Consider the following 25108-nt stretch of genomic DNA (forward strand, 5'->3'; position numbering starts at 1 on the left):
TACCTTGCAAGCGGTTTGATTGTCGGAAAAAAACCAACCACAGCGGCCTCGTCCGGAAGGACGCGGCCGCGCGGATCGCGGGAGACTAATTGGGTCGCGGACGGTTTTTTGGTTAGACCATCCCGTGGCGGCGGTCAAGCCCGGCCGTTTTCGGCCCGGTTGCCGGGGAGGGGCCACAGGGCTACGATGCCGGGCCTGCGGGCCGCCGGCCCGCACACCACCGCCCCCCAGGAGCAGCCATGCGTGTCTACCTCGCCGGACCCCTTTTCAGCCTGGCCGAACGCCGGTTCATGGCCCATTTGCGCGACCGGGTCGATGCGCTGCCGGGCCTGGCCGCCCTGTGGCCCGGGGACTTGTTCGCGGATGACGACTTGCCGGCCATGGGGGCAGCGGCCAAGGGGCACATCTTTCGCGGCTGCCTGGCCGGCCTTGGCGGCTGCGACCTGGTGGTGGCCGTGCTGGACGGGCCGCAGGTGGACGACGGCACCGCCTTCGAGGTCGGCTACGCCTATGCCAGGGGCATGGCGGTGTGGGGCCTGCGCACGGATTTTCGGTCCGCCGGGGACACGGCCCAGTCCCTGGTCAATTGCATGCTTGAGTGTTCCTGTCAGAAGATTTTCAAGGATATTGATGCATTGATGTCCGGGTTGGCTGCCCGTGCCCCCCTTTGCCCGTCGGGCGGGCGAGCCTGAACAAACTTTCATTTGCCTTGCTGTTACGAATGACATATCGCTCGTGACACTGTAACGAAAGTTCTTCCCCCGTTTCCTCTCCGACACTCCCAGAGGGATGGCGCCCATCATGACGGAAATGTGTCAGGATCCGCTACGTTACCTCGTGGAACGGCTGTGCTGCCAGGTCTATCTGGACGGTGGCGGCAACATTCGTCTGGGCTTTTCCCGGCGGCACGACCTCAAGGACATGATGACCGCCCAGGGCATCGCCCATTCCAACGCCAGAGTCTTGCGCGATCGCCTGCGCCGGGACGGGGCGGCCGGTCAGGACGGGGCTTCCCGGGCGGCCGAGGCCGGCGTCGGCTGGGCCGAGCGCCTGGGCTCGGGTGAATTTTGCCCCCTTGTCTGAAGCGTTCCTCTCCTACGGGCCGTGAGGGCCGTTGACCGGCCCGGGCCGAACCGGGGCCGCGGCTGCCTGGGCAGGTCCCGGGCGCGGCCGTGCCCCTGCGTTTGGCCGAGGCCGTGGGCATGGCTTGGGCGGGGCCCTTCGTGGGTGTTGACAATGATATTGAATATCATTTACACCAAGACCCGCCACGGCAATCCGGCCCGCGCCCAGGCGCACGGGTTGTCGATAGGTCACGACGCCGCAACACACGGGCGGTGCGCAGCAAGGAGGGGAACCATGGTCACGTCGATGCGGCAACTGGCCGTCAATCAGAAAGGGTGTATCCGGGCGGTTGCGGCCAGCGGAGAGTTGGGCCGCCGTATTCGGGACATGGGCCTTGTGCCCGGCACGCAACTCATGGTCGTCGGCCGGGCGCCGTTGACCGATCCGGTGGCGGTGCGCATGAAGGGGTTCACGCTGTCGTTGCGCAACTGCGAGGCCGACTATATCACCGTGGAGGCGCTCTAGCATGGCGCAAACCATACGCGTGGCCGTTTCCGGCCAGCCCAACTGCGGCAAGAGCACGATGTTCAACGCCATCACCGGCGGCTCGGCCCGGGTGGGCAACTATCCCGGCATCACCGTCGACCGCCTGGAGGGCGTGTACCGGGAAAACGGCCACATAAGCCACCTGGTCGACCTGCCCGGCACCTACTCCCTGACCTCCTACTCCATGGAGGAGCTGGTCGCCCGCAACGTCATCGTGGACGAGCGGCCCGACGTGGTCATCAACATGATGGACGCCACGGCCCTGGAGCGCAGCCTCTATCTGGCCGTGCAGCTCCTGGAGATCGGCGCGCCGCTGGTGCTTGGGCTCAACATGATGGACGAGGTGCGCCGCAGCGGTGTGACCATCGACGTGGACAAGCTGTCCAAACTGCTGGGCGTGCCGGTGGTGCCCTGCGTGGCCCGGCTCGGCCAGGGCAGCAAGGAGCTGATGCGGGCCGTGGCCGCGGTAGCCGACAAGGCCCAAGGCAAGTGGTCGCCGTTTCGGCTTTCCTACGGCCCGGACCTCGACCCCGTCATCGACCGCATGACCCGGGTGATCGAGGAGGCCGGTTTCCTCGCCGGCCGCTACGACCCCCGTTGGGTGGCGGTCAAGTACCTGGAAAACGACGAGCAGGTCATGGGCGAGGGCAAAAAAGCCGGCCCGGCCCACGAGCAGCTCGTGGGCCTGTGCGCCGAGGCCGAAGCTGTCACCCGCATTAACAGCGCCACCACCCCCGACGCCATCATCGCCGACTGGCGCTACGGCTACATCAACGGCCTCATCAAGCAGGGCGTGGTGCGGGGCGGCGACGAACTGCGGCGCAACAACTCCGACGCCATCGACAAGGTCGTCACCCACAAGCTGCTCGGCCCGGTCATCATGCTGGCCATCCTGTACCTGATGTTCCAGGTGACCTTCACCCTGGGCGCCTATCCCCAGGGCTGGATCGAAGCCGGCTTCGAATGGCTCAGCGGCGTGGCCACGACCTATCTCCCCGAGGGGTATCTCCAATCGATGATCGTCAGCGGCGTCATCGGCGGCGTGGGTTCGGTCATCGGCTTTACGCCGCTGATTTGCATCATGTTCGCCATGCTGGTCTTCCTGGAGGACCTCGGCTACATGGCGCGCGTGGCCTACATGCTCGACCGGGTGCTGCGGATCTTCGGCCTGCACGGCATGTCGGTCATGCCGCTGATCATGTCCGGCGGCATCCCGGGCGGCTGCGCCGTGCCGGGGGTCATGTGCGCCCGCACCCTGCGCAGCCCCCGCGAGCGCCTGGCGACGATCCTCACGGCGCCGTTCATGGTCTGCGGGGCCAAGACCACGGCCTACCTCATGCTCGTGGCCGCCTTTTTCCCGGACAACCCCACCCGGGCCATGTTCTTCGTGGTGCTGGCCGCCTGGGGCTTCGTGCTGCTGGTGTCCAAGCTGTTGCGCACCACCGTGATCAGGGGCGAGAGCACGCCCTTTGTCATGGAGATACCGCCCTATCGCCTGCCGACGCTTCGCGGCGTGCTGCTGCACACCTGGGAGCGGGTCTGGCAGTACGTGAAAAAGGCCGGTACGGTCATCCTGGCCGTTTCCATCCTCATGTGGGCGGTCATGACCTTTCCGGAGTTGCCTGCGGACACCGTGGCCCAGTACGAGCTGCAAAAGGAGCAGGCGGCCGAGAAGGTCAAGGCCGACAACCCCAATGCGGGCGAAGAGGAACTGGCTTCGCTGACCGAGGACGCCCAGAAGCCCTTCGAGGACGAGCAAAACGAAGCGGCGCTCAAGTATTCCGCCGCCGGCCGGGTCAGCGAGGCGCTGACTCCCCTGACCAACCTGGCCGGCTTCCCCTGGCAGGCCAACATCGCGCTCATCGGCGCCTTCGCCGCCAAGGAGGTCTTCGTCTCCACCATGGCCACGGCCTACTCTATGGGCGAAGTGGACCCCGAGGAGGCCGACCCCTTGAGCGAACGGCTGGCGGCCGATCCGGCCTGGACCTTGCCGGCGGTGCTGTCGGTTTTTGCCTTCATGCTGCTGTACACGCCCTGCATGGTCACGGTGGTGGTCATCGCCCGGGAGTCCAACTGGAAGTGGGCGGCCTTTTCGGTGGTTGGCGGCCTGTGCCTCGCCTATGTGGTCTCGGTGTGCATCTACCAGATCGGTACGGCCCTTCTGACCTAGATTCCAGGTTCCTTGCGGCGCGACGACCGGTGGCCCGGCGTCGCGCCGGATGCGAAGACGCCCGAAGCCTGAAGGCTTCGGGCGTCTTTTTTCGGCCGGCTGGGCCGGTCCGCATAGGCCTGCCTTGGCTAGGTGTCTTATGTCAGGAAAGGAAGAAGGCATGCAGACGAGAAACAGATTGCTTGGGCTCCCGGCTATGCCGTATATAGAAGCCTCTCGCAGCCCAATCGTCCAGAGGCGCCCATGGAACGGTATTATGAGATATTCAAGGAACTGCCCTTGCCTGCGGTCCTGTTGAACAAGGATGGCGAGGAAGAGGCGGTAAATGACGCGTTTCTCGTCAGTTTTCAGGGAAAGGAAACGGCCGGGAATATACTGCATGCAATTGCCGGCGATATGCAACGCATGTTGGCCTCGCCAGACAGGAAAGTGCTTTTCGAGAAAAAGCTCAAACTCGGCAATGATGCGGAGAAGTACTTCCGCATACGCATGACGGAAGTGAGCGGCACCGAGGAGAAATACGTACTGGTCCTTTTTACGGACATCACGGAGCGCCGCAAGCAGATCGAGGAGATCAGCCGGCTGGCGTCCATCGTCGATTCGTCCGACGACGCCATCGTCAGCGTCTCCCTCAACAGGAAGGTCATGTCCTGGAACCACGGGGCGGAGCACATCTACGGCTACCGGGCCGCAGACATCGTCGGCTCGTCCATCATGAAGATCGTGCCGCAAAGCGTCACCCAGGATTTCGATTCCTATATGTCCGTGGCTGCCCACGGTGATTCGTATTCGCGCTACGAGACCATCAATTGCCATCGTGACGGCCATTTCTTCCCTGTTTCCTGGACCATTTCGCCCTTGCGCTTCCACGAGCAGATCATCGGCGTGACCATCGTCGCCCGGGATATTTCCTCGCGCCGCCAGGCGGAGCAGCAGTTGACGATAAGCCATCGCAACCTGAAAAGCCTGATGTACGAGACGGTGGAGTCGCTGTCCACGGCCCACGAGAAACGGGATCTGTACACGGCCGGCCATCAGCGTTCGGTCTCCATGATCAGTTGCTGCATTGCCGACGAGATGAACCTGTCGTTTGACCAGATCGAGGGCATCCGCATTGCCGGGCTGTTGCACGACATCGGCAAGGTCTGCATCCCCATGGCCATCCTGGCCAAGCCGGCCAGGCTCTCGCCCGAGGAGATGGCGCTGATGCAGCGTCATTCCGTGGCCGGTTACGAGATCGTGAAAAACATTCCCTTTGCCTGGCCGGTCAAGGACATCGTCCTGCAGCATCACGAGCGCATCGACGGCAGCGGCTATCCGCAGGGGTTGCAAAGCGGGCAGTTGCTGCTCGAGGCGAAGATTCTGGCCGTGGCCGACGTGCTGGAGGCCATGTCGGCCCACCGGCCGTACCGGCCGGCCCTGGGCCTCGACGCCGCGCTCCAGGAGATCATGGACGGGGCGGGGGTGCGCTACGACAAGGACGTCTGCGACGTGGCGGTCAAGCTTTTCGAGGACGGCGTGCTGCGTGTGGAGGACGGCCGGCTGGTCTGTTCCATGTGAGGGGCTTTGCGGCTTTTCCGGCGGCGCGGCCCGAGTGTGGCTGTGGCGCATCGCACGCCCGGGGCGGGAACGCTCCGGGCGTTTTCGTTTTCCCGGCGAGGTTACGGGTGGCTTTGTTGGGCGACAGCGAGCAGGTCGGTCAAAAGCGCGGCCAGGGCCGGGCATTTTGCGCGGGCGACTTCGGGGTCGAGTTTGGAGAACAGCACGCTTCCATCCGTTCTATTTTTGTATTCGCGTCTGGTCTTGTCCCGGTAGAGACGTTCGAGGAGTTGTTTCGGCGGTTCCGTGGAGTTGACGGATTCCGGACGGGTGGTCTTGGCGGGTAGGGCGCGTTTGACTTCCAATGGGAAGATGTCCGGGTCGCTTAACAGCCAGGCTTCCAGTTCGTGCACGGCGAAGTGCTGTTTGAATTTGGGCGAGCCGACTTCCGTTTCCAGCCTCTGGCGCAGGTGGTCGCATTTGTCCTTGATCGAGGTGCAGTTCGCGGGGATGTTTTTTGGCCCGTGGAGGTCGAGCAGGCCGAATACGGCCAGGACGTCGGGGGCGGCGAGGTGCAATCTTGCTTTGGTTGCGCACTCTTTGATGTGGTTGTCGCATCCTCTCGTGTTGACCGCTTTTATGGCCGGCAGGGGATCGACTTTCCCGGCCAGCCAGCGTTGGAGGAAGCCGGGGAGCACTTCTTTTTCGGTATCGCCCTCCACGATGAGGATGATTTTCACGCCAGGGCCTCCAGGTCGCCGGAGAGGAAGAGTGTGCCGAGGGAGTAGTGTTCGAGCCACTGTTTGAGGGCGTCGCCGTCGAGGTTCTTGATTTTGGTTTCGCCGTCTTTCCAGACGGTGACGGTGGTGGTCGGGTTGTATTCGCCGAAGGCGTCGAGGAATTGCGGCGAGTGGGTGGAGAAGATGACTTGCGTGCGCTTGGATGCCTCGGCCGCGTATTCGGCGATGATGGGAAACATGGAGGGGTGCAGGCCGGTTTCCGGTTCGTCTATGGCGATGAGTGGTGGCGGATCGGGATTGCACAGCACGGTCATGAGGAACAGGAACCGTATGGTGCCGTCGGAGAGGTCGAGCATGGATTGCTCGCGCTTGAGGGACTTCCAGCGGATACGCAGTTGCACGAGCTGATCCGCCGCTGGCGGAAAGACGAGGCGGTCGAAGTCGTCGCCGAACGCCGCACGCATGGCGGTGTTGATGTCGTTTTCGAAGTCTCTGTTTTCGGAATAGAGGGTGTGGAGGACGTTGACGAGGTTTTGGCCGTCAGAATGAACATTTGTTTCGTGACGCGTTATTAAGGGGAAACGTATTTTAGCGCTAGATGTGATTTGAATAGTATAGTGTATTGAAATGGTGGATAGCAGATATTGTAATGCACTAATCTCATGATCCGTGTCAAAGCGATCTCTATATCGCGAAACAATCGTTTCTTTGTTTAAACTAGGCTGTTTATTTATCTCAATTTGTTTATTAGTGCCTTCAGTTATGATGGTCGCTGTGGTAGAATTTTTGTTGATAAGCGTGCTAAATTTGCTATTGTATTCGTTGTATGTTGTATACTTTTCATGATTTAGTGTGTATGATGAAGAGAATAATGAATTGTTGATGTTGATTTGATATGTCGCGTAAGTTGGCGTAGAGCAATAATCGTATTCTCCTATATTTATTTTAAAATCTATGTATATGTCCCGACACGTCCCATCCCAGAAGATGGATGATATTCCTCCAAAAATTTGAATGGTGTCTTCTAAGGCCCCTTTTCCGGTAGAAGATATTAACTCAATCGTCTTGAGGATATTCGTCTTCCCCGACCCATTCGGCCCGATCAGAATCGTCAGCGGCCCGGGTTCCCAGACCACGTCCTTGAGGGACTTGAACCCCTTCACTTCCAGGCGCTTGATGAGCATAGGGATATTCCCGTAAACCGCGGCGAGACGTGACCAGCCACGGAAGTCTTGGAAATTTAACTTCCAATATTCCTACACGCGCCTTTTCCTCCCCGCAAGGGAAGGCGCGGACAAAACAGCATCGGGCCGCCAGGACGAAACATCCCGACAGCCCGATGCATTATATGAACCGGGGAGAATAAGCTCCCCGGCAGGGGCTTGGGGGAAACCCCCAAGTCTTTACTACCAGGCGAACAGCGGGAAGGCCCGGGCGAACTTCTCGACGTCCTTGCGGATTTCCTCGAGCCTGGTCTCGTTGTCCTTGGAGGCGATGGCCGCGTCGATCCAACCCACGACCTTGGCGATATCCGCCTCGACCAGGCCGCGCGTGGTCAGCGCCGCCGTGCCGATGCGCACACCGGACGTCACGAACGGCGAACGCGTCTCGAAAGGCACCGTGTTCTTGTTGACCGTGATGCCGGCCTTGTCCAAGGCATGCTCGGCATCCTTGCCCGTCACGTCCTTCCGCGTCAGGTCCACCAACACCAGGTGGTTGTCCGTGCCGCCGGACACCAGGTCGAAACCGGCGTCGAGCAGCCCCTTGGCCAAGGCCTGGCAGTTCTGGATGACCTGCCCCTGGTAGGTCTTGAAGGCGGGTTTCAAGGCCTCGCCGAACGCCACCGCCTTGGCCGCGATGACGTGCATGAGCGGGCCGCCCTGGATGCCCGGGAAGATCTGGGAATTGAGCGTCTTGCCGTATTCCTCGTGCGACAGGATAAGCCCCCCGCGCGGGCCGCGCAGGGTCTTGTGCGTGGTCGAGGTGGTGAAATGGGCGTGGGGGATGGGCGAGGGGTGGTGGCCGGTGGCGACCAGGCCGGCGATGTGGGCCATGTCCACGATGAGCTTGGCCCCGACCGCGTCGGTGATGGCCCGGAAACGCGGGAAATCGATGATGCGCGGATAGGCGCTGGCCCCGGCCACGATGGCCGCCGGCCGGTGCTCCTTGGCCAGGCGCTCGACCTCGTCGTAATCGATGGTGCCGGTCTCTTTTTTCACATGGTAGAACACGATGTTGTAGAGGCGGCCCGAGAAGTTGACCGGCGAGCCGTGGGTCAGGTGGCCGCCGTGGGACAGGTCCATGCCGAGCAGGGTGTCGCCGGGCTTTAAGGCGGCGAAATACACGGCCATGTTGGCCTGGGAGCCGGAGTGGGGCTGGACGTTGGCGTAGTCGGCGCCGAAAAGGGCCTTGACCCGGTCGCGGGCCAGGTCCTCGGCCACATCCACGTACTCGCAGCCGCCGTAGTAGCGCTTGCCGGGATAGCCTTCGGCGTACTTGTGGGTGAGCACGCTGCCCTGGGCCTGGCGCACGGCCACGGAAACGAAGTTCTCGGAGGCGATCATTTCGAGCTTGCCGGTCTGGCGCTCGATTTCCAGGCACACGGCGCGCCCGACCTCGGGATCGGCAATCAGCAGTTCTTCCATGGGAACAACCTCGTAAAACGCGAGGGGGGAGTCCGTTGCCGGCCGCCCCCCTGCTTAAGTAGTGCTTCTCGCGCCGGGCCTTCCCGGCAAAACCCTATTCGGCGTACGCCTTGTACAGCATGCAGGCGTTGGTGCCGCCGAAGCCGAAGGAGTTGCACAGGACATTGGGCACGGCCACCGTGCGGGCGACCTTGGGGGTGCAGTCCAGGTCGCAGGCCGGGTCCTGGTTGTCCAGGTTGATGGTGGGCGGCACGACGCCCTCCTCGATGGTCTTGACGCTCATGACCGACTCGATGCCGCCGGCGGCGCCCAGGCAATGGCCGATCATGGACTTGTTGGCCGTGACGATCACGTTGGTGGCGTGCTCGCCCAGCACCGACTTGATGGCCACGGTCTCGCAGGCGTCGTTGAGCGACGTGGACGTGCCGTGGGCATTGATGTGGCAAAGCTGTGCCGGAGCCATGCCGGCCTCGCGCAGGGCGGCTTTCATGGCCAGGGCCATGCCTTCGCCGTCCTCGGGGGGCGCGGTCATGTGGAAGGCGTCGCCCGAGGCGCCAAAGCCCGCGACCTCGGCGTAGATGCGTGCCCCGCGCGCCTTGGCGTGCTCCAGCTCTTCGAGCAGAAGCAGGCCGCAACCCTCGCCGATGACGAAGCCGTCGCGATCCTTGTCAAAGGGGCGCGAGGCCTTTTGCGGGTCGTCGTTGCGGGTGGACAGGGCTTTCAGGGCATTGAAGCCGCTGACGGCCAGGGGCGTGATGGTCGATTCCACGCCGCCGCAGATGGCGGCCTTGGCCCGGCCGAGCTTGATGTCGGAATAGGCGTAGCCGATGCCGTGCTGGCCCGAGGCGCAGGCCGAAGTCGGGCACAGGTTGGGACCCTTGGCGCCAACGGCGATGGATACCTGGCCGGCGGCCATGTTGGCGATCATGGTCGGGATGAAAAAAGGCGAGACCCGCGAGGGCCCCTGGGCCAGGAGCTTGGTGTGGGTGGCTTCGAGGGTTTCGATGCCGCCCATGCCGCAGCCGATGATGACGGCCACGTCGGCCGCCTCCTCGGGCGGAATCTTCCAGCCGGCGTCCTCCATGAGCATCATGGCGGCGGAGACGGCGAAGATGGTGAAGCGGTCGAGGCGCTTGGCCAGTTTGGCCGCGATGAACGGCTTCTCGTCGAAGCCTTTCACCTCGCAGGCGAAGCGCGTGTCATAGGCCGCCGCGTCGAAGCGGGTGATGGGACCCGCGCCGGAAACGCCGGCCACAAGGTTTTGCCAGCTGGTGGCCAGATCGTTGCCGATGGGGGTGATGGCCGCAAGGCCGGTGACGACTACCCGGTGTAAGGTCATGGCGCATCCGTCCGCGGCCGGGGCGAGGGCTGGTGTGGCGTTCCGTGTAAAATGCGACAGGCTTTCCACGGAAAAATAACCGGTTCGGTATTTTCCTCAAAACCCGCTGGCGCGGATTTCAAGGACGCGACACGCTTCCGCGCCCCGGTCCGACTGGGCGTTTTGGGCTACTCGCCCTTTTTCTTCTCGATAAAGGAGATGGCGTCCTGGACTTTCTGGATCTGCTGGGCGTCCTCGTCGGAGATCTCGACGCCGAATTCCTCTTCCATGGCCATGATCAGCTCGGTCAGGTCCAGGGAGTCCGCGCCCAGATCGTCGACGAACTTGGCTTCGGGGTTGACCTCGCCGGCATCCACGCCGAGCTGATCCACGATGATTTCTTTGACTTTTTCCGCGACAGACATGGTTTCCTCCAAAGGGTGGGCGTAGTACTAAGGCAGTTGTGTTGCGATCACATGTACATGCCGCCATTGACGCCGAGGACCTGGCCCGTGACGTAGCCGGCCGCGTCGCTGGCCAGGTAGGCCACGGCGGCGGCGATCTCGTCCGGGACGCAGGCGCGCTTCAAGGGGATGCGTTCGGCGAAGGCGGTTTTGACGACCTCGGACAGGCCGGCGGTCATGTCGGTTTCCACGTAGCCCGGGGCCACGGCGTTGACCGTGATGCCCCGCGAGGCCAGTTCCAGGGCGGCGGACTTGGTCAGGCCGATCAGCCCGGCCTTGGCCGCGGCGTAGTTGGCCTGGCCGGCGTTGCCCGACTGGCCGACCACGGAAGTGATGTTGACGATGCGCCCGGCGCGGCGCTTCATCATGATTTTGGCCGCCTCGCGCAGGCAGGTGAAGGCGCCGATGAGGTTGATATTGATGACGGCGGCGAAATCCTCGTCCTTCATGCGCGCGATGAGCCCGTCGCGGGTGATGCCGGCGTTGTTGACCAGCACGTGCAGGTCGGCCCCCTTGAGGTGCTCGGCGAAAAAGGCGGCCACGGCCGCCGGGTCGCCGGTATCAAGGGCCACGGCTTTGGCGACGCCGCCCGCGGCCGTGATGGCGTCGGCCACGGCGGCGGCCGCTTCGGGCTTGCTGACGTAGGTCAGGATCACGTCGAAGCCGTCGGCGGCAAGCCGTTTGGCAACGGCCGCGCCGATACCACGAGACCCGCCGGTGACCAAGGCCGTACGCATGGGCAGTGCTCCTTGTCGCGCTTGCAATTTTCCCGGCGCGCGCTGCCGGAAGGGTTGATCGGGGTCCGGGTGGGCCGGCGGGGCCCAGGCCCGGTCGGGCAGGGCGCCAACCTAGCCGAAACACCCGGCCACGGCAATGCGTTCCGCCCGGGCCGGGGCTTTGCCCCGGTGTGGCCGGTGAGGCACCCGAGGCGCCGTGCGTCACCTGCGCCGGCTGGCCGCCGGCGCGCTGGCCACAGGGTCCTGGCGCCGCGCCCGAGAAAAACACCCGGGCTCGTTTCAGGGCAACATCAAAGCAAAATGACTTTTATTTAAAAACCATCGCCTTTTCCAGGGGGCGTCCCCCTAGAACTGGAGCAGGGCCGAGCCCCAGGTGAAGCCGCCGCCGAAGGCCGCCAACAGCACCGTGCTCCCGGCCGGGATGCGCCCGGCGGACCGGGCCTCGACCAGGGCGACGCCCACGGTCGACGCCGAGGTGTTGCCGAACCGAGCCACGGTGGACATGACCTTTTCCGTCGAAAGCGACAGCTTTTTCGCCACCGCCTCCATGATGCGCCAATTGGCCTGGTGGGGGATGAACAAGGCGATGTCGTCTTTGGAAAGCCCGTTGGCGGACAAAATTTCCTCGCACACGCCGGCCATGTTGCGCACGGCGTGCTTGAAGACCTCGGGGCCGTTCATGGCCAGGAAGAATTCCTCGCCGACGACGTCCCCCAGCTTGTACGGCTGGCCCGAGCCGCCCCCCTTGATGGTGAGCAGGTGGCCAAGGGACCCGTCGCTGGAAAGCCGCACGTCCATGACCCGGGCCTGGGACACGGGCGGCGCCTGGGACGTGACCACGGCCGCGGCGGCGGCGTCGCCGAAAAGCACGCAGGTGCGGCGGTCGGCCCAGTTGGTGCGCGAGGTCAGCACCTCGGCCGCGGCCATGAGCACCACCGCCTCGGGGTGCAGGGCCAGGATGGCCCGGGCCATTTCCAGGCCGTAGAGGTAGCCGCTGCAGGCCGCGTTGACGTCCTGGACGACCCGGCCCCGGATGCCGAGCTTTTCCTCCAGCAGGCAGGAGGCCGACGGCGTGAAGTAGTCCGGGGTGACGGTATAGAGCAAAATATGGGTGATGGCCTCGGCCGGCAGGCCGGCGTCGGCCAGGGCGGCGCGGGCGGCTTGGGCGGTCATGTCGCTGACCGTTTCCCCGGGCGCGGCGATGTGGCGTTCCTTGATGCCGGTGCGGGAGGTGATCCACTCGTCGGAGGTTTCGACGATCTTTTCCAGGTCGGCGTTGGTCAGCACCTTTTCGGGCGCGTAGTAGCCGATGCCGCGAATGTAGGCTTCGTGTTTCATGCGATGGGGGAGGTTGTTGGCGTGTCTAGTGCTGGTCGTTGGCGGCCTGGCGGCGGGAGCCGGCCAGGTCGATGTTTTTTGCCACGGCCTCGGAGAGGTGGTCGTTGGCTTCCATGTCCACGAAGCGGGCGGCCATGCGCACGGCACTGGACATGGCCTTGCTGTTGGAGGCGCCGTGGCAGATGAGGCAGATGCCCTTGAGCCCGAGCAGCGGCGCGCCGCCGTATTCGGCGTAGTCGACCAGGCGCGAGAAGCGCTTGAGGGCGTTTAGGGCCAGCATGGTGCCGATCTTGCCGAAAAAGCCCCGGCGCAGCTCGCCCTTGAGCAGCCGGCCGAGCGACGAGGCCAGGCCTTCGGCCTGCTTGACCACCACGTTGCCGACGAACCCGTCGCACACCACCACGTCCACGTTGCCGGTAAACAGGTCGCGGCCCTCGATGTTGCCGACGAAATTGAGCGAGGACAGCCGCAGCAGGTCGAAGGTTTCCTTGACCAGCAGGTTGCCCTTGCCCGATTCCTCGCCGTTGGACAAAAGCGCCACGGCCGGGTTTTCCCGCCCGAGCATCGTCTGGGCCAGCACCGAGGCCATGACCCCGAACTGGAGCAGGTGGAAGGGCTTGCAGTCCACGTTGGCGCCCACGTCGATGATGACGCAGTGGGACTTCTCCGTGGGCATGAAGGTGGCAATCGCCGGCCGGTCCACGCCCGGGGCGCGGCCGATGGTGAACATGGCGCAGGCCAGGGTGGCGCCGGAATGGCCGGCGGAGATGACGCCGTCGGCCTCGCCGTCGCGCACCAGGTTGCAGGCCACCTGGATGGAGGAATCCTTCTTGCGGCGCATGGCCTCGGAAGGTTTTTCCTCCATCTCCACGACCTGGGAGGCGTGGACCACCGAGATCGGCAAGCCCTTGACGTCGTAGCGGGCCAGTTGGGCCTCCACGGCGTCCCCGTCGCCGACCAGGATGACCTCGGCCTTGCCGGCCTTGGCGGCGTGCAGCGCGCCGGGCACGACCACGTGGGGGCCGAAGTCCCCGCCCATGGCGTCCACGGCGATGCGCGGCTTGTTATTCGGCATCGTCCTTCCGCAGCATCTGGCGGCCGCGGTAGGTGCCGCAGCTGGGGCAGATCCGGTGGGGCAAGGTGGGCTCGCCGCAGGAGCACAGCACGACCGAGGGAACGGGCACGTGGTCGTGGGCGCGGCGCATGCCTTTGCGGGACTTGGAGATTTTTCTATTGGGGACGGCCATGGCGATACCTCGCTAGGGGTTTAGGGTCAGCGCGTCACAATCGCGCGGCAAGAAAGCGGCAAGGCCGCCTCAGTTGGAGCCGCGCGGCACCTTCAGGTTCTTGAGCACGGCAAGCCTCGGGTCGCCGTCCGCCTCGGCGCAGCCGCACGGCCCTTCCCGCAACGGCGCGCCGCAGCGCGGGCAAAGCCCCCGGCAGTTTTCGTCGCAAAGCGGCTTGACCGGCAGGGCAAGCAGGTATTGTTCCCACAAAAGGCTGCCCACGTCCAGTTCCAGGACCTTGCCCCGGCGGCGCAGCAGCCCGGGTTCCAGGGCTTCCTCGCCTTCCAGGGGCGCTTCCTCGAAGAGTTCGAAGTCCTCGTCGAGGGTCAGCCGCACGTCCTCGGCGCAGCGGTCGCAGGGCACGACGACCGTGCCGGCAAGCTTTCCCCGCACCAGCGCTCCCCGGGTCTGGGGCAGCACGGAAAAGGTGGCCGCAAGGCCGGTCCCCGGGGCGGTCAGGACGTGGGGCAGGGCGAATTCCGCGATGGGACCGGTCCACAGGGCCTGGTCGGAAAACGAAAATTCCCGGCCTTCGGCCGGGAGGTCGGTGATGTCGAGCCAGAGTTCGGACATGGGTTTCCTCGCGAAGAAGTGAGTGCTAGTCCGTGGTCCGGCCGTTGTCAAGAAAAAGCTTGCCAAGGCCGGGCTTCCCATGTACCTCACAAAATTCTTTGCGTCACTGCGAAAAACGCGCTGCCGCCGCCGGTTCCGTAAGGGCTTTCGAGCGGGGGGCGACGCGAATCATGTTTCCGGGAGGAACCGAATAATGGCCAAGATTTGCGAGCATTGCGGCAAGAAGCCCCAGAGCGGCAACAACGTCAGCCACGCCAACAACAAGACCAAGCGCCGCTTCGAGCCCAACCTGGTCAAGGTCCGCGCCCAGCTGCCTTCCGGCGAAGTGACCACCGTGACCGTGTGCACCCGCTGCCTGCGTTCCGGCGTGGTGACCAAGCCGGCCGTGAAAAGCGCCTAGTTTTTTTCCTCACGTTCCCCAAAAGGGCGATGCGGCAAGCCGGCATCGCCCTTTTTTTATTGCCGTCTCCTCGCCTTGCCGGCCATCTCCCCTCTTGTGTCGCGATTGTTGCGAGCCGTCAGGCCGCGTCTGGAACGCGTATCGCTTTTGCATTGCCTGATGCGGCCTCCCGGGTACGTTTCAATGCGATCATGGTCTCTTGTTGCCTCGCACGGTCGGCTTTGGCGAAGCGATGGAACTCTTGTGGTCGGAAATTTGGGGGGGGTGCGCTTGGGCCATGGCCGTTTTTTCCGCACTGTCGTGGAGGCGTGAGCGGGGAGGCAATTTTTTCAGGCCCGCCGCGCCAGGACAGCAATGTCCACGATGAAGCGTCTTTTCATATTATGAGCCATGTCAGACGGTTGGCAGAGCGGGGCTGTTTCGCCGGACTGGTCTTGCGATGGGAAAGAAGACGCGACAGCATCCTTTCTCTTTGAAACAAAAGAAAAAAAGTAAAGCACCAGTGTAGGCTAGGTAAAAAAGGCTGTATCGGTTGCCTGCTATTCGGGGCACAGCCTTGCGGTGGGCATAATCCTTGCTTTGATTCACGCCATAACGGTTTGAGCGGTTTTATCGCGGCCAGGGAGGGCTGCTCCAGGACGTTTTATTCCTCTGTCACCGCAAGCCTGTAACCGGAGCAAGGCCGGGGGAGACCGTCATGACGCTGTCCATCAACCACAATCTCATGGCGGCCAATGCCGCCCGCAACCTGAGTTCCCAGTACGCCGCCCTGGCCACCTCGACCCAACGGCTGTCCTCGGGGCTCCGCATCAACAGTTCCGCCGACGATGCGGCCGGGCTGGCCATCCGCGAACTCATGCGCGCCGACATCGCCGGCATCAACCAGGGCATCCGCAACGCCAACGACGCCATCTCCATGATCCAGACGGCGGACGGGGCCCTGCAAGTCATCGACGAGAAGCTTATCCGCATGAAGGAACTGGCCGAGCAGGCGGCCACGGGCACCTACACCTCGGATCAGCGCGTCATCATCGATTCCGAATACCAGGCCATGGCCAGCGAGATCACCCGCATCGCCAACGCCACGGATTTCAACGGCATCTACCTGCTCAACGGCAACCTGTCGTCGTCGACCCATTCCGGGGCCGGCCTCAATGCCACGGGAAAGCTCAAGGTCCATTTCGGCGCGGGCAACAACAGCGCCGAGGACTACTATTACGTCCAGATTGGGACGTGTACAGCGAGCGCATTGGGGTTTGGCGGCGGGTCGATGACGGAAGCGCAATATGTAGCCCAGAACAATTTACGTTTCAATTCATCAAGGACATTGGCGGCTGACCTTGCGCTTTCTCATGGAGTGCCTTCCTTCCTGTATACGGATTTTGACCAAACACAATCAGAAAATACGTACGGAGATGGTAGTATTTATTATTCCTTTGCAAAAGACAACAGCGGCAATCAGTGGGTCTGGTGGGCGGACAATTCCGGCAACTATCTCGGAAGCGAGAACCTCAGCCAGCGAGGCGGCTCCTCCATCTCCACCCAGGAACTGGCCCAGAAAGCCCTGGACACCGTGAAAACGGCCATCGTTTCCAAGGACAAGATCCGGGCCAACCTGGGCGCCCTGCAAAACCGCTTGGAAAACACCGTCTCCAACCTCCAGATACAGGCCGAGAACCTCCAGGCGGCCGAATCGCAGATTTCCGACACCGACGTGGCCACGGAGATGACTTCCTTCGTGCGCAACCAGATCCTGACCCAGTCCGCCGTGGCCATGCTTTCGCAAGCCAACAGCCTGCCCCGGATGGCCCTGCAGCTCATCCAGGGATAGGCAGACGGCCGCGGGCGCGGCACCCCCGGGAAAGGCGGCGTGGGGGCAAGCCGAGCCTGGGGGCACCCTCCCCGGCAGGCCGCACCGCACCCGGGAGCGGGAGGCGGCCTGCCGGCGGCGGGTGCGGCCGATACCGGTAGGCGGGAGCGGCCGATACCGGTAGGCGGGTGCGGCCGATGCCGGGGCTCGCGCCGGCCGCCCTTTACGCCGAGGTCACCCGGCCGGGCACGGCGCCGCCATCGGCGGCCACGAGCACCCGGTCGATGCGCCGGCCGTCCATGTCCGCGATCTCGAAGGTCGCGCCGTGGGCGGTCATCTTGTCGCCGATGGCCGGGATGCGCCCCAGCCGGCCGAGCAGGAACCCGGCCAGGGTCGCGCCGGCGAATTCCGCCGGCCAGGGCCGGGGCAGGGCCAGGGCCGCCGCCACCTCGTCCATGGGCGTGGCCGCGTCGATGAAAAACGAGCCGTCCTCCCGCCGCACCACCGAGGGCTCGTCGAAACCGGCCAGCCCCGGCAAATCGCCCACCAGGTCCTCGAACACGTCCGCCGCCGTGACCATGCCCACCACGTCCCCGTACTCGTCCACGACCAGGGCCAGATGCACGCGCGGCGACTGGCGAAACCGGGACAGGATGCCCAGCCCCCGCATGGTCTCGGGCATAAAGACCGGCGGCGCCAGGTGCGCCTTGAGGTTGACCCGGCCGGTGCGCAGCCGGTCGGCCAGCACGTCCTTGGCCCGCACGATGCCCAGGACCTCGTCGAAATCGCCGCGCACCACCGGAAAGCGGGTGTGGGGGCTGTCCAGGATCCGGCGGGCGATGGTCTCGTCGTCATCCTCGACGTCCAGGCGGTCGATGCGCGAGCGGTGGGTCATGATGACGCCCAGCGGCCGGTCGGTCACGCGCAACAGCCGCTCCATGATGTCGCGCTCGGCGTGTTCGATGGCACCGTGCTTGGCGCCCTCGCGCAGCATGCCCCGGATGTCCTCCTCGGTCACGGCCGCCTCGCCGTCCTGGCCGAGGCCGCAAAGGCGCAGCAAGCCTTGGGTGGCCAGCCCCAAGGCCCAGACCGCCGGTCGGCTGGCCAGCATCAGCGCCCGCATGACCGGCGCGGCGGCCATGGCCAGCCGTTCGGGCCGGGCCAGGCCCAGGCGCTTGGGCACCAGTTCGCCGAGCACCAAGGTGGCCACGGCGATGGGCACGACCACGCCGGCCAGGGACAGGGCATGGGCGTAGGGGGCCAAAAGCGGGACGGTATGGAGGTATTCGGCCAGTTCGGCGGCCAGGGTGGCGCCGCCGTAGGCGCTGGCCAGCACGCCGGCCAGGGTGATGCCGATCTGTACGGCCGAGAGAAACGCCTCGGGCGTTTCCCGAAGCTTCAGGCACAGTTTCGCCCGGGCGTTGCCGGTCGCGGCCAGGGTCTGCAGCCGGGCTTTGCGCGAGGCCACCAGGGCCATTTCGGCCATGGCGAAAAAACCGTTGACGCAGATGAGGGCCAGTACGGCCCCGAGTTCCAGCACGATGGCGGTCATGGCTACTCCAGGAGCGGGACTTGGGCGCCGCTTCGGGCGCAGGATAGCACCTGGGGAATCAAAAGCGAAAGGGGGATGGGGGCGGTTGGGCGCCGGTGCACGCAATGGCCAGGGTAGAGTGGGAAATGGTTATCATGGGGTGTTGTATTGGCGCCTGGGTGTGCTAGGATGGAAGCCGTTTCCATTTCATTGCCGCACGGTCGACAATGCGGCAGGGGAGGATCGCATGGCCGATTGCGAATGTCTTGCCGGTTGCATGTTTTTCAACGACAAGATGCAAAACATGCCCGCCGCCGCCAATTCCTTGAAAAAGCGGCTGTGCCGGGGCGACAACGCCCTTTGCGCCCGTCATATGGTGGTGGTCGCCCTTGGCCGGCAGCATGTGCCCTCTGACCTGACGCCCAATCAGCTTGACCGGGCCAAGTCGCTCATTGCCGACCGGCGTTGAGCGCGCCGGGGCATTCGTACCGGGCAGCGGGCCAGGGACACGTCGCCTTTGCTGGCGCCGCTCCCAAGGCCATGGCCCGGGCCGCCACAAGCCGGTCCATTGGAGGAATGGGCGAAAAAACGAACGCCCCCGGCGGCGGCCGTTGGGCCGCGCCCGGGGGCGTGGGCGGAAGGGCGGGCGTCGCCTACAGGGCCAGGGCCCGATCGATGCGGGCCAGCACCCGGCGCTTGCCCATGACTTCCATGGTTTCGAACAGCCCCGGGCTGGCCGTGCCGCCGGTGATGGCCACCCGGATGGGCTGGGCCAGCAGCTTGAACTTCACGCCCTGTCCCTCGATGTAGGCGTGCACCGCCTGCTCGATGGACGGCTGGTCGAAGGCGGCCAGGCCCTCGAGCAGCTCCCGCACGGCCGTGAGGTGGCCGCGCACGTCGTCGGTGAAAAACTTCTTCACCGCGGCCATGTCATAGGCCAAATCGTCGGTGCGCGTGACGAAACATGCGGCCTTTTCGGCCATCTCGGCAATGGTCTGGGCCCGGGGCTGCAACAGCGGCACGATGTGGCCCAGATATTCCAGGTCCTGGGACGGATAGCCCTGGCGTTCCAGGAAGGCGTTGACCAGCACCGCCAGCCGCGAGGCCGGGCTCTCCTTGATGTAGTGGGCGTTGAGCCACAACAGCTTGGCCTTGTCGAAGACCGCCGCCGAACTGCCCAGGTTGTCGGCGGTGAAAAGCCCCACCAGCTCCTCGCGCGAGAAAATCTCCTGGTCGCCGCAGGCCCAGCCCAGGCGCACCAGGCCGTTGAGCATGGCCTCGGGCAGAAAGCCCTCGGTCTCGTATTCCATGACCGCCGTGGCCCCGTGGCGCTTGGACAGCTTCTTTTTGTCCGGGCCGAGGATCATGGGCACGTGGCCGAAGCGGGGCAGGGAAAACCCCAGGGCCTTGTAGATGAGGATCTGGCGCGGCGTGTTGTTTAAGTGGTCGTCGCCCCGGATGATGTGCGTCACGCCCATGGTGGCGTCGTCGACCACCACGGCCATGTTGTAGGTGGGCGAGCCGTCGGCCCGGCGCAGCACCATGTCGTCGAGTTCGGCGTTATCGAAGGAGACCGAGCCCTTGACCATGTCGTCGACCACCGTGGCCCCGGTCACCGGTGCCTTGAGCCGTACCACCCGGCCCGGCCCCGGGCCGAGCCCGGCCTCGCGGCAGCGGCCGGAATACTTGGGCTTGAGCCCCTTGGCCCGGGCCTCCTCGCGCATGGCCTCCACCTCCTCGGGCGAGCAGGAGCACCAGTAGGCATGGCCGCAGGCCAAAAGCTTGTCGATGTGTTCGTTATAGAGGTCGAAGCGCCGGCTCTGGTAGGTGATTTCGCCGTCGTGGCCAAGGCCCAGCCACTCCATGGCGTCGAGGATCGACTGGGTCATGTCGGCGTTGGAGCGCTGCAAGTCCGTGTCCTCGATGCGCAGCAGGAACTTGCCGCCGAAATGACGGGCCAAAAGCCAGTTGAAGATGGCCGTGCGGGCGCCGCCGATATGCAGGTAGCCCGTGGGGCTCGGGGCGAAGCGGGTGACGATGGTGCTCATGGATTGGGCTCCGAAGTGCAAAAAGGGAGCCCCTATCGGAACTCCCGAAATGACGCGGGTTGGCCGGGCAGGCGGCAGCGGCGCGCGCCCGGCATGGGACGGTCGCGGCCGGGCTAGACCGCTTCCACGGCCTTAAGGCCCGGCACTTCCTGCTTGAGGATGCGTTCAATGCCGTTTTTCAGCGTCATCTGCGACATGGGGCAGCCCTTGCAGGCGCCGGTCAAACGCACCCGGGCGATGCCGCCGTCGGTCACCTCGACCAGTTCCACATCGCCGCCATCGGCTTGCAGGGCCGGGCGAACCTTGCCCAGCGCGGCTTCGATCTGCTCTCGCATCGTCTCGCTCCTTCGGCCTGGGCGACGGTGCCCCGGGGCCTTGGGGCCGGGAGGTAGCGCCTTTGCTTCCCGTCGTCAACAGCCGGCGGCGGCCGGGACATCCGGCGGGGATGGGCAAAGCGGACAAGGCGTGCTAGAGGGCGGGCAACCCGACATGCCCGGCGCCGCAGCCGGGGATGGAGTGCACGGATGCTGAAAAAAATCGTCTCGTTGGTCCTCTTTTTTTCCCTGTTCCTGACGATGCTCACCGCCCTGGTCGTTTTTATCGCCCCGCCGGACCGGGTGGCGTCGTGGTCCAATTGGACGTTCCTGGGCTTGTCCCTGGCCCACTGGCAGGGCGCCCACCTGGGCATGGGCCTGCTTTTACTGGTGGCCGGCCTGATCCATCTGGCCTGCAACTGGGACGGGTTGCTCGACCATCTGCGCGACGACGACGGCGCGGTGGTCATCTTCACGCGCCCCTTTTTCGCGGGCGCCATCCTGACCCTGGCCGTTTTCGTATGGGCCCTGGCCGACCTGCCGCCCGTGCGCCAGATCGTGGCCGTCTCGCACTACCTCAAGGAACGGGCTGTGGACACCTACGGCGAGCCGCCCTATGCCCTGGCCGAGCGCTCCAGCCTGGAAGACCTGGCCCGGCGCATGGGCATGGACGGCGACAAGGCCCTGGCGCTGTTGCGGCTCAAAAACATCAAGGCCGAAAGCGCCTCGCTGACCCTGGCCGACATCGCCCGCCAAAACGGCGTGGCCCCGGGCGGCGTCTTCGAAGCCCTCAAGATGGTCCAGGAGCCCTCCGGCGGTTCGCCGGCCGGACTGCCCAAGGACCCGCCGCCCGGCCTCGGCCGGCGCCGGCTGTCGGATATCTGCGAGGAATACGGCCTGGACCAGGCCGCGGTGCTGGGCCGCCTGCAGGCCGCCGGGCTCAAGGCCCAGCCGGCCTGGACGCTGACCGAAGTGGCCAAGGCCAACAACGCCCTGCCCATCACCGTCTACGAGGCCCTGCGCGGCGACAAGCCCATGACCCCGGTCGTGGTGGAGTCGGCCCCGGCCGCCGTGACCGTCGAACCGGCCACGCCCCAGGCACAGGCCCCGGCCGCCACGTCGCAAGGCGCTGCGGCCACGCCCCAGCAACAACCCGCCGCGCCCCAAACTCCCGCCCATGCCGCGCCGGCCCAGCCGGCCCCCCTGGCGCAGCCGCCCCTGGCCGCCGTCCCGGCCCAGTCCGCGCCGCCCACCCAGCCCGGCTATGCCCCGGCCCAACCGGGCTATGCCCCGGCCCAGCCCGGCTACGCCCCAGCCCAGCCAGGCACGCCCACGGCAACGCCCCCGGTCGCCACGGGCCAGCCGGCCCCGGCCGCCATAGGGCAGCCGGCCCCGGCCGCGCCCCAGGCGCCGATGCCGCCTGCCGCCAACCTGCCCACCACGCCACCGCCGGGTCTGGAAAAAATGATGCTCCAGACCTTCTGCCGCGAATACGACATCCCGCTGTCCGCGGCCGTGCAACGCCTGGCCCGGCACCACATCACCGCGTTCGGCGACATGACCTTCACCGAGCTGGCCCTGGAAAACAACCGCTCGCCCGCCGATATCATGCACCTCATCGTCAGCCAGTAGGAATCGCTGGGGCTTCACCCCCGCCCCACGGGGGCGTCGCCCCCGACCCCACCGGGGCGTCGCCCCCGACCCCACCGGGGCGTTGCCCCCGACCCCATCGGGGCGTTGCCCCGAACCCCATCGGGGGGCGTCACGCCCCCCGAGCCCCCCGGTCGGCTGTGGCGGGCGGGAGTGGCTGCGGTCACCGGGGTGATGGTCGTGCGCGGCGCGAAGATGCGAGGCCGCAATTGGGCCTTTCGATGCCGTCGCTGCGCTCCTGGCTCGAAAGGCCCAATTGCGGCCTCGCCCAGCCGTCGGCCCTGCGGGCCGAGGGGGGTGGATTTTTTTGCTTTGGAAGCCTCTTCAAAGGCAGTCAACGGTTCCTATTGTTTCCATACGGCGTTTCGCCAAGGATGGATCACGACGCCAGAGATCGGCGCGAGTCAAAAGATTATATTCTGATATGCGGCGTTTCAAAGGCAAGCGAGGATTTTATTCTTCACATGCGGCGCTTCGCCGCTGGCGCCCGTGGTCGCGGAAATGGGCCTGCCGTGCTGGCCGGCTATGCGGCCAGTGTCGGCAGGCCCATTTCCGCGACCACAACGACCGACGCCCCGCCGCCCGACGTTGCCGTCCATTCCCCCGCCCGCCCCGTCGAGGGGGTCCGGGGGGGATCATCCCCCCCGGCGGGGCCTGGGGCAGCGCCCCAGTCTGCTCTTCGACCGCCCTTGCGCTTGGCCTTAAATCCCCATCACCCCTCGCCCGCGCCCGTACCACCGCCATCACCGCCATTTCCTGCTCCACTGCCTCGCCCGTCGTCGCCTTTCCCGGCGCGCCGGGCGAGGCGGCCGAGCACGGCGGCCAGGGCCGAGGCTTCCACGGGTTTGGCCAGATAGGCGTCCATGCCGGCGGCCAGGAAGCGTTCGCGGTCGCCGGCCATGGCGTGGGCGGTCAGGGCGACGACGGGCGTGCACGCCTTGTGGCCGTGGATGGTTTCGTCGCGCAGCAGGGCCAGGGTTTCCAGGCCGTCCATGCCGGGCATCTGGATATCGAGCAGCACGGCGTCGAAGGGTTCCCGGGCGAAGATGTCCAGGGCGTCCGGCCCGGAGGCGGCCTCGACGATGCTGTGTCCCTGCTTGCGCAGGAGCGTGCCCACGGTCAGGCGGTTGATGCGTTCGTCCTCCACGAGCAGCAGGCGCAGGTTGGGGGTTTGGGCCTGGGACGGGCCGGGTGTTTCCCGCTCCGGTTCGGGGTCGACCTTGGCCAGGGGCAGGGAGCACAGGATGCAGGTCCCCACGCCGGGTTCGCTGTCGATTCGGATGGTGCCGCCCATGAGCCGCACCAGTCCGTTCACGATGGACAGGCCGAGGCCGGCTCCCTGGTGGGGGCGGGTATTGGAGGCGTCGACCTGGGTGAAGCTGTCGAAGACCGAACCGAGCTTCTCCTGGGGGATGCCGATGCCGGTGTCGCTGACGCAAAGGACCAGGCGGGTCAGGTTTGGACCGGGTTCGGGGGAGCAGGCAGCCTCGAGGCGGATGGAGCCGGATTCGGTGAATTTCACGGCATTGCCCACGAGGTTGAGCAGGATCTGGCGGATGCGTCCCTCGTCGCCGAACAGCCGTTGGGGCACACCGGAGTGGACGGCGATGGACAGGGTCAGGCCGCGCTGGTCCAGGGCGACGCTGAAGACGCTTTGCACGGCGGCCAGGACGGCGCGGGGGGAAAAGGGGGACGGGGCCAGGGCAAGCTTGCCGGATTCGACGCGGGCGAGGTCGAGGATGTCGGTCAGCAGCCGGGTCAACCGCCGGCCGGAATCCAGGGCCGTGACCACGAAATCGCGTTGTTCCGCGTCGAGGGGCGTGTCTTCGAGGAGCTGGAGCATGCCGAGCAGGCCGTTTAAGGGCGTGCGGATCTCGTGGCTCATGTTGGCCAGGAATTCGCTTTTGGCCTTGCTGGCGGTTTCGGCGGCCTCCTTGGCCGCGGCCAGGCGCGTTTCGGACTGGCGCAGGGTTTGTTCGGCCCGCTTGCGTTCGGTGATGTTGGTGAACATGCCCACCGAGCCGACGAGGTTGCCCGAGGCGTCGTATTCGCTGCTCACGGCGATCAGCGTCCAGATCTCCTCGCCGTCCAGGCGCCGCAGCCGCCGTTCGTAGAGGCCGCCGCCCGGGGGCAGCGCTTCCCGGCGCAGCATGGCCTGGTGCAGCGGGGCATCCTCGGCGAACAGGAAGTCGCCGACCGGCCGGTCCGTCATCTCGGCCGGGGTCGTGCCGAGCATCATGGCCATCACGGCATTGGCGTAGGTGGTTCGCCAGCGGGCGTCCACGCTCCAGATGCCCTCGTTGGCGGTTTCCACGATGCGGCGGTAGCGGCTTTCGCTTCGGGCCAGGGCCCGTTCCGCCTGCTTGCGGCGGGTGATGTCGCGGATGACGCCGACCACGTGGTGTTTGCCGGCGTCGTCGACATAGAGGGCCTTGCGGGTCATGAAGGTGTGCTTGTTGTCGTCGGCGTCGTAGGCCGTCTCCTCGGCCACGTCCTCGAAGCCGCAGGCCATGGTCATGGCGTCGTTTTTAAGCGATGCCGCGCCGTGGCGCCCCGGGAAGACCGCGGCGGCCTCCCGGCCCAGGATGTCCTGGCGCGCCCGGCCGGCCAGGGTGCAGAAGGCGGCGTTGACCAGCATGAACCGCCCGTCCGCGTCCTTGACATAGATCGGATCGGGCATGGTCTCCACGAGGCGTTCGAGAAAGGGATCGGCCTGGCGCTGCCGGGGCCTGGTGCGCAACAGGCGCAGGGTCACGGTCAGGCCGGCCAGACTCACCAGGGCAAGGGCCGTGGTGGCGTAGCTGAGGGCGTCCATCGGTCGAGGCTCCACGAACACGGGCGTTGTTGACCGGGTGGGCGAGGCAAGGCCGTCGCCGGTTGCGGGCCGGGGCCAGGCCGCCGGCCGAGGCGGCGCCACCGGTCCCGCGTGCTGTG

At 65.5% G+C, this 25108-nt stretch carries 23 protein-coding genes; 9 read left to right on the forward strand and 14 right to left on the reverse strand.

From position 1 onward, the window contains the following. Positions 1–239: 239 nt before the first annotated feature. From ACP59X_RS05320 to ACP59X_RS05340, 5 genes are all read left to right on the forward strand, one after another. On the forward strand, positions 240–692 hold the full coding sequence (locus ACP59X_RS05320; protein ID WP_428565825.1) for a nucleoside 2-deoxyribosyltransferase: 453 nt from the start codon (positions 240–242) through the stop codon (positions 690–692). A gap of 109 nt (positions 693–801) precedes the next feature. After that, positions 802–1083: a hypothetical protein gene (locus ACP59X_RS05325; RefSeq protein ID WP_428565827.1), complete on the forward strand. Its 282-nt coding sequence runs from the start codon at positions 802–804 to the stop codon at positions 1081–1083. A 276-nt stretch (positions 1084–1359) separates the two neighbouring features. Next, positions 1360–1590, forward strand: a complete 231-nt coding sequence (locus ACP59X_RS05330) for a FeoA family protein (RefSeq protein ID WP_428565829.1) — start codon at positions 1360–1362, stop codon at positions 1588–1590. A 1-nt stretch (position 1591) separates the two neighbouring features. Continuing rightward, complete coding sequence (gene feoB, locus ACP59X_RS05335) at positions 1592–3781, forward strand: ferrous iron transport protein B (RefSeq protein WP_428565831.1); 2190 nt, start codon at positions 1592–1594, stop codon at positions 3779–3781. Positions 3782–4177: 396 nt separating this feature from the next. After that, a complete protein-coding gene (locus ACP59X_RS05340; RefSeq protein ID WP_428565833.1) occupies positions 4178–5341 on the forward strand; it encodes an HD domain-containing phosphohydrolase in 1164 nt (387 codons plus the stop codon). A gap of 101 nt (positions 5342–5442) precedes the next feature. Here ACP59X_RS05340 and ACP59X_RS05345 read toward each other — a convergent pair whose 3' ends face one another. From ACP59X_RS05345 to ACP59X_RS05390, 10 genes are all read right to left on the reverse strand, one after another. Then, positions 5443–6060, reverse strand: a complete 618-nt coding sequence (locus tag ACP59X_RS05345) for a DUF4276 family protein (protein ID WP_428565835.1) — start codon at positions 6058–6060, stop codon at positions 5443–5445. Further along, entirely contained in the window at positions 6057–7244 is a 1188-nt protein-coding gene (locus ACP59X_RS05350; RefSeq protein ID WP_428565838.1) for an AAA family ATPase, read from the reverse strand. The genes ACP59X_RS05345 and ACP59X_RS05350 overlap by 4 nt, the downstream gene beginning before the upstream one ends. A gap of 222 nt (positions 7245–7466) precedes the next feature. Next, a complete protein-coding gene (gene glyA, locus ACP59X_RS05355; protein WP_428565844.1) occupies positions 7467–8705 on the reverse strand; it encodes a serine hydroxymethyltransferase in 1239 nt (412 codons plus the stop codon). Positions 8706–8799: 94 nt separating this feature from the next. Beyond that, complete coding sequence (gene fabF, locus ACP59X_RS05360) at positions 8800–10044, reverse strand: beta-ketoacyl-ACP synthase II (RefSeq protein WP_428565847.1); 1245 nt, start codon at positions 10042–10044, stop codon at positions 8800–8802. Between the two features lie 167 nt (positions 10045–10211). Beyond that, complete coding sequence (locus ACP59X_RS05365) at positions 10212–10448, reverse strand: acyl carrier protein (protein ID WP_009181243.1); 237 nt, start codon at positions 10446–10448, stop codon at positions 10212–10214. 47 nt (positions 10449–10495) lie between these two features. Beyond that, positions 10496–11224, reverse strand: coding sequence for a 3-oxoacyl-[acyl-carrier-protein] reductase (gene fabG, locus ACP59X_RS05370; protein WP_428565849.1), 729 nt, complete (start codon positions 11222–11224; stop codon positions 10496–10498). Between the two features lie 345 nt (positions 11225–11569). Next, on the reverse strand, positions 11570–12562 hold the full coding sequence (locus ACP59X_RS05375; RefSeq protein ID WP_428565852.1) for a beta-ketoacyl-ACP synthase III: 993 nt from the start codon (positions 12560–12562) through the stop codon (positions 11570–11572). Between the two features lie 25 nt (positions 12563–12587). Then, on the reverse strand, positions 12588–13637 hold the full coding sequence (gene plsX / locus ACP59X_RS05380; protein ID WP_428565855.1) for a phosphate acyltransferase PlsX: 1050 nt from the start codon (positions 13635–13637) through the stop codon (positions 12588–12590). Then, complete coding sequence (gene rpmF, locus ACP59X_RS05385) at positions 13627–13809, reverse strand: 50S ribosomal protein L32 (protein WP_006917956.1); 183 nt, start codon at positions 13807–13809, stop codon at positions 13627–13629. The genes plsX and rpmF overlap by 11 nt, the downstream gene beginning before the upstream one ends. 69 nt (positions 13810–13878) lie before the next feature. Beyond that, positions 13879–14421: a YceD family protein gene (locus ACP59X_RS05390; protein ID WP_428565859.1), complete on the reverse strand. Its 543-nt coding sequence runs from the start codon at positions 14419–14421 to the stop codon at positions 13879–13881. A 193-nt stretch (positions 14422–14614) separates the two neighbouring features. Between ACP59X_RS05390 and rpmB the strand changes: the two genes are divergently transcribed. Then, positions 14615–14821 carry a 50S ribosomal protein L28 gene (gene rpmB, locus ACP59X_RS05395; RefSeq protein WP_428565861.1) on the forward strand — a complete coding sequence of 69 codons (207 nt, stop codon included), beginning with the start codon at positions 14615–14617 and terminating at the stop codon, positions 14819–14821. A gap of 697 nt (positions 14822–15518) precedes the next feature. Next, positions 15519–16652, forward strand: a complete 1134-nt coding sequence (locus tag ACP59X_RS05400; RefSeq protein WP_428565863.1) for a flagellin N-terminal helical domain-containing protein — start codon at positions 15519–15521, stop codon at positions 16650–16652. A 202-nt stretch (positions 16653–16854) separates the two neighbouring features. On the opposite strand, the gene ACP59X_RS05405 is transcribed toward ACP59X_RS05400, so the two are convergent. After that, positions 16855–18183, reverse strand: a complete 1329-nt coding sequence (locus tag ACP59X_RS05405; RefSeq protein WP_428565865.1) for a hemolysin family protein — start codon at positions 18181–18183, stop codon at positions 16855–16857. 226 nt (positions 18184–18409) lie between these two features. Here ACP59X_RS05405 and ACP59X_RS05410 point away from each other — a divergent pair, with 226 nt between their 5' ends. Further along, positions 18410–18631, forward strand: coding sequence for a hypothetical protein (locus ACP59X_RS05410; protein ID WP_428565867.1), 222 nt, complete (start codon positions 18410–18412; stop codon positions 18629–18631). Positions 18632–18815: 184 nt separating this feature from the next. Here ACP59X_RS05410 and gltX read toward each other — a convergent pair whose 3' ends face one another. Both gltX and ACP59X_RS05420 read right to left on the reverse strand, forming a co-directional pair. Continuing rightward, on the reverse strand, positions 18816–20210 hold the full coding sequence (gene gltX / locus ACP59X_RS05415) for a glutamate--tRNA ligase (RefSeq protein ID WP_428565870.1): 1395 nt from the start codon (positions 20208–20210) through the stop codon (positions 18816–18818). A 113-nt stretch (positions 20211–20323) separates the two neighbouring features. Then, positions 20324–20545, reverse strand: a complete 222-nt coding sequence (locus ACP59X_RS05420) for a NifU family protein (protein WP_428565872.1) — start codon at positions 20543–20545, stop codon at positions 20324–20326. A gap of 189 nt (positions 20546–20734) precedes the next feature. On the opposite strand from ACP59X_RS05420, the gene ACP59X_RS05425 reads away from it, so the two are divergent. Beyond that, on the forward strand, positions 20735–22156 hold the full coding sequence (locus ACP59X_RS05425; protein WP_428565874.1) for a DUF4405 domain-containing protein: 1422 nt from the start codon (positions 20735–20737) through the stop codon (positions 22154–22156). Between the two features lie 730 nt (positions 22157–22886). Here ACP59X_RS05425 and ACP59X_RS05430 read toward each other — a convergent pair. Next, a complete protein-coding gene (locus tag ACP59X_RS05430) occupies positions 22887–24989 on the reverse strand; it encodes a PAS domain S-box protein (protein ID WP_428565876.1) in 2103 nt (700 codons plus the stop codon). Between the last annotated feature and the right edge of the window lie 119 nt (positions 24990–25108).

The organism is Solidesulfovibrio sp. DCME, from assembly GCF_049995385.1.
Taxonomy (GTDB): Bacteria; Desulfobacterota; Desulfovibrionia; order Desulfovibrionales; family Desulfovibrionaceae; genus Solidesulfovibrio.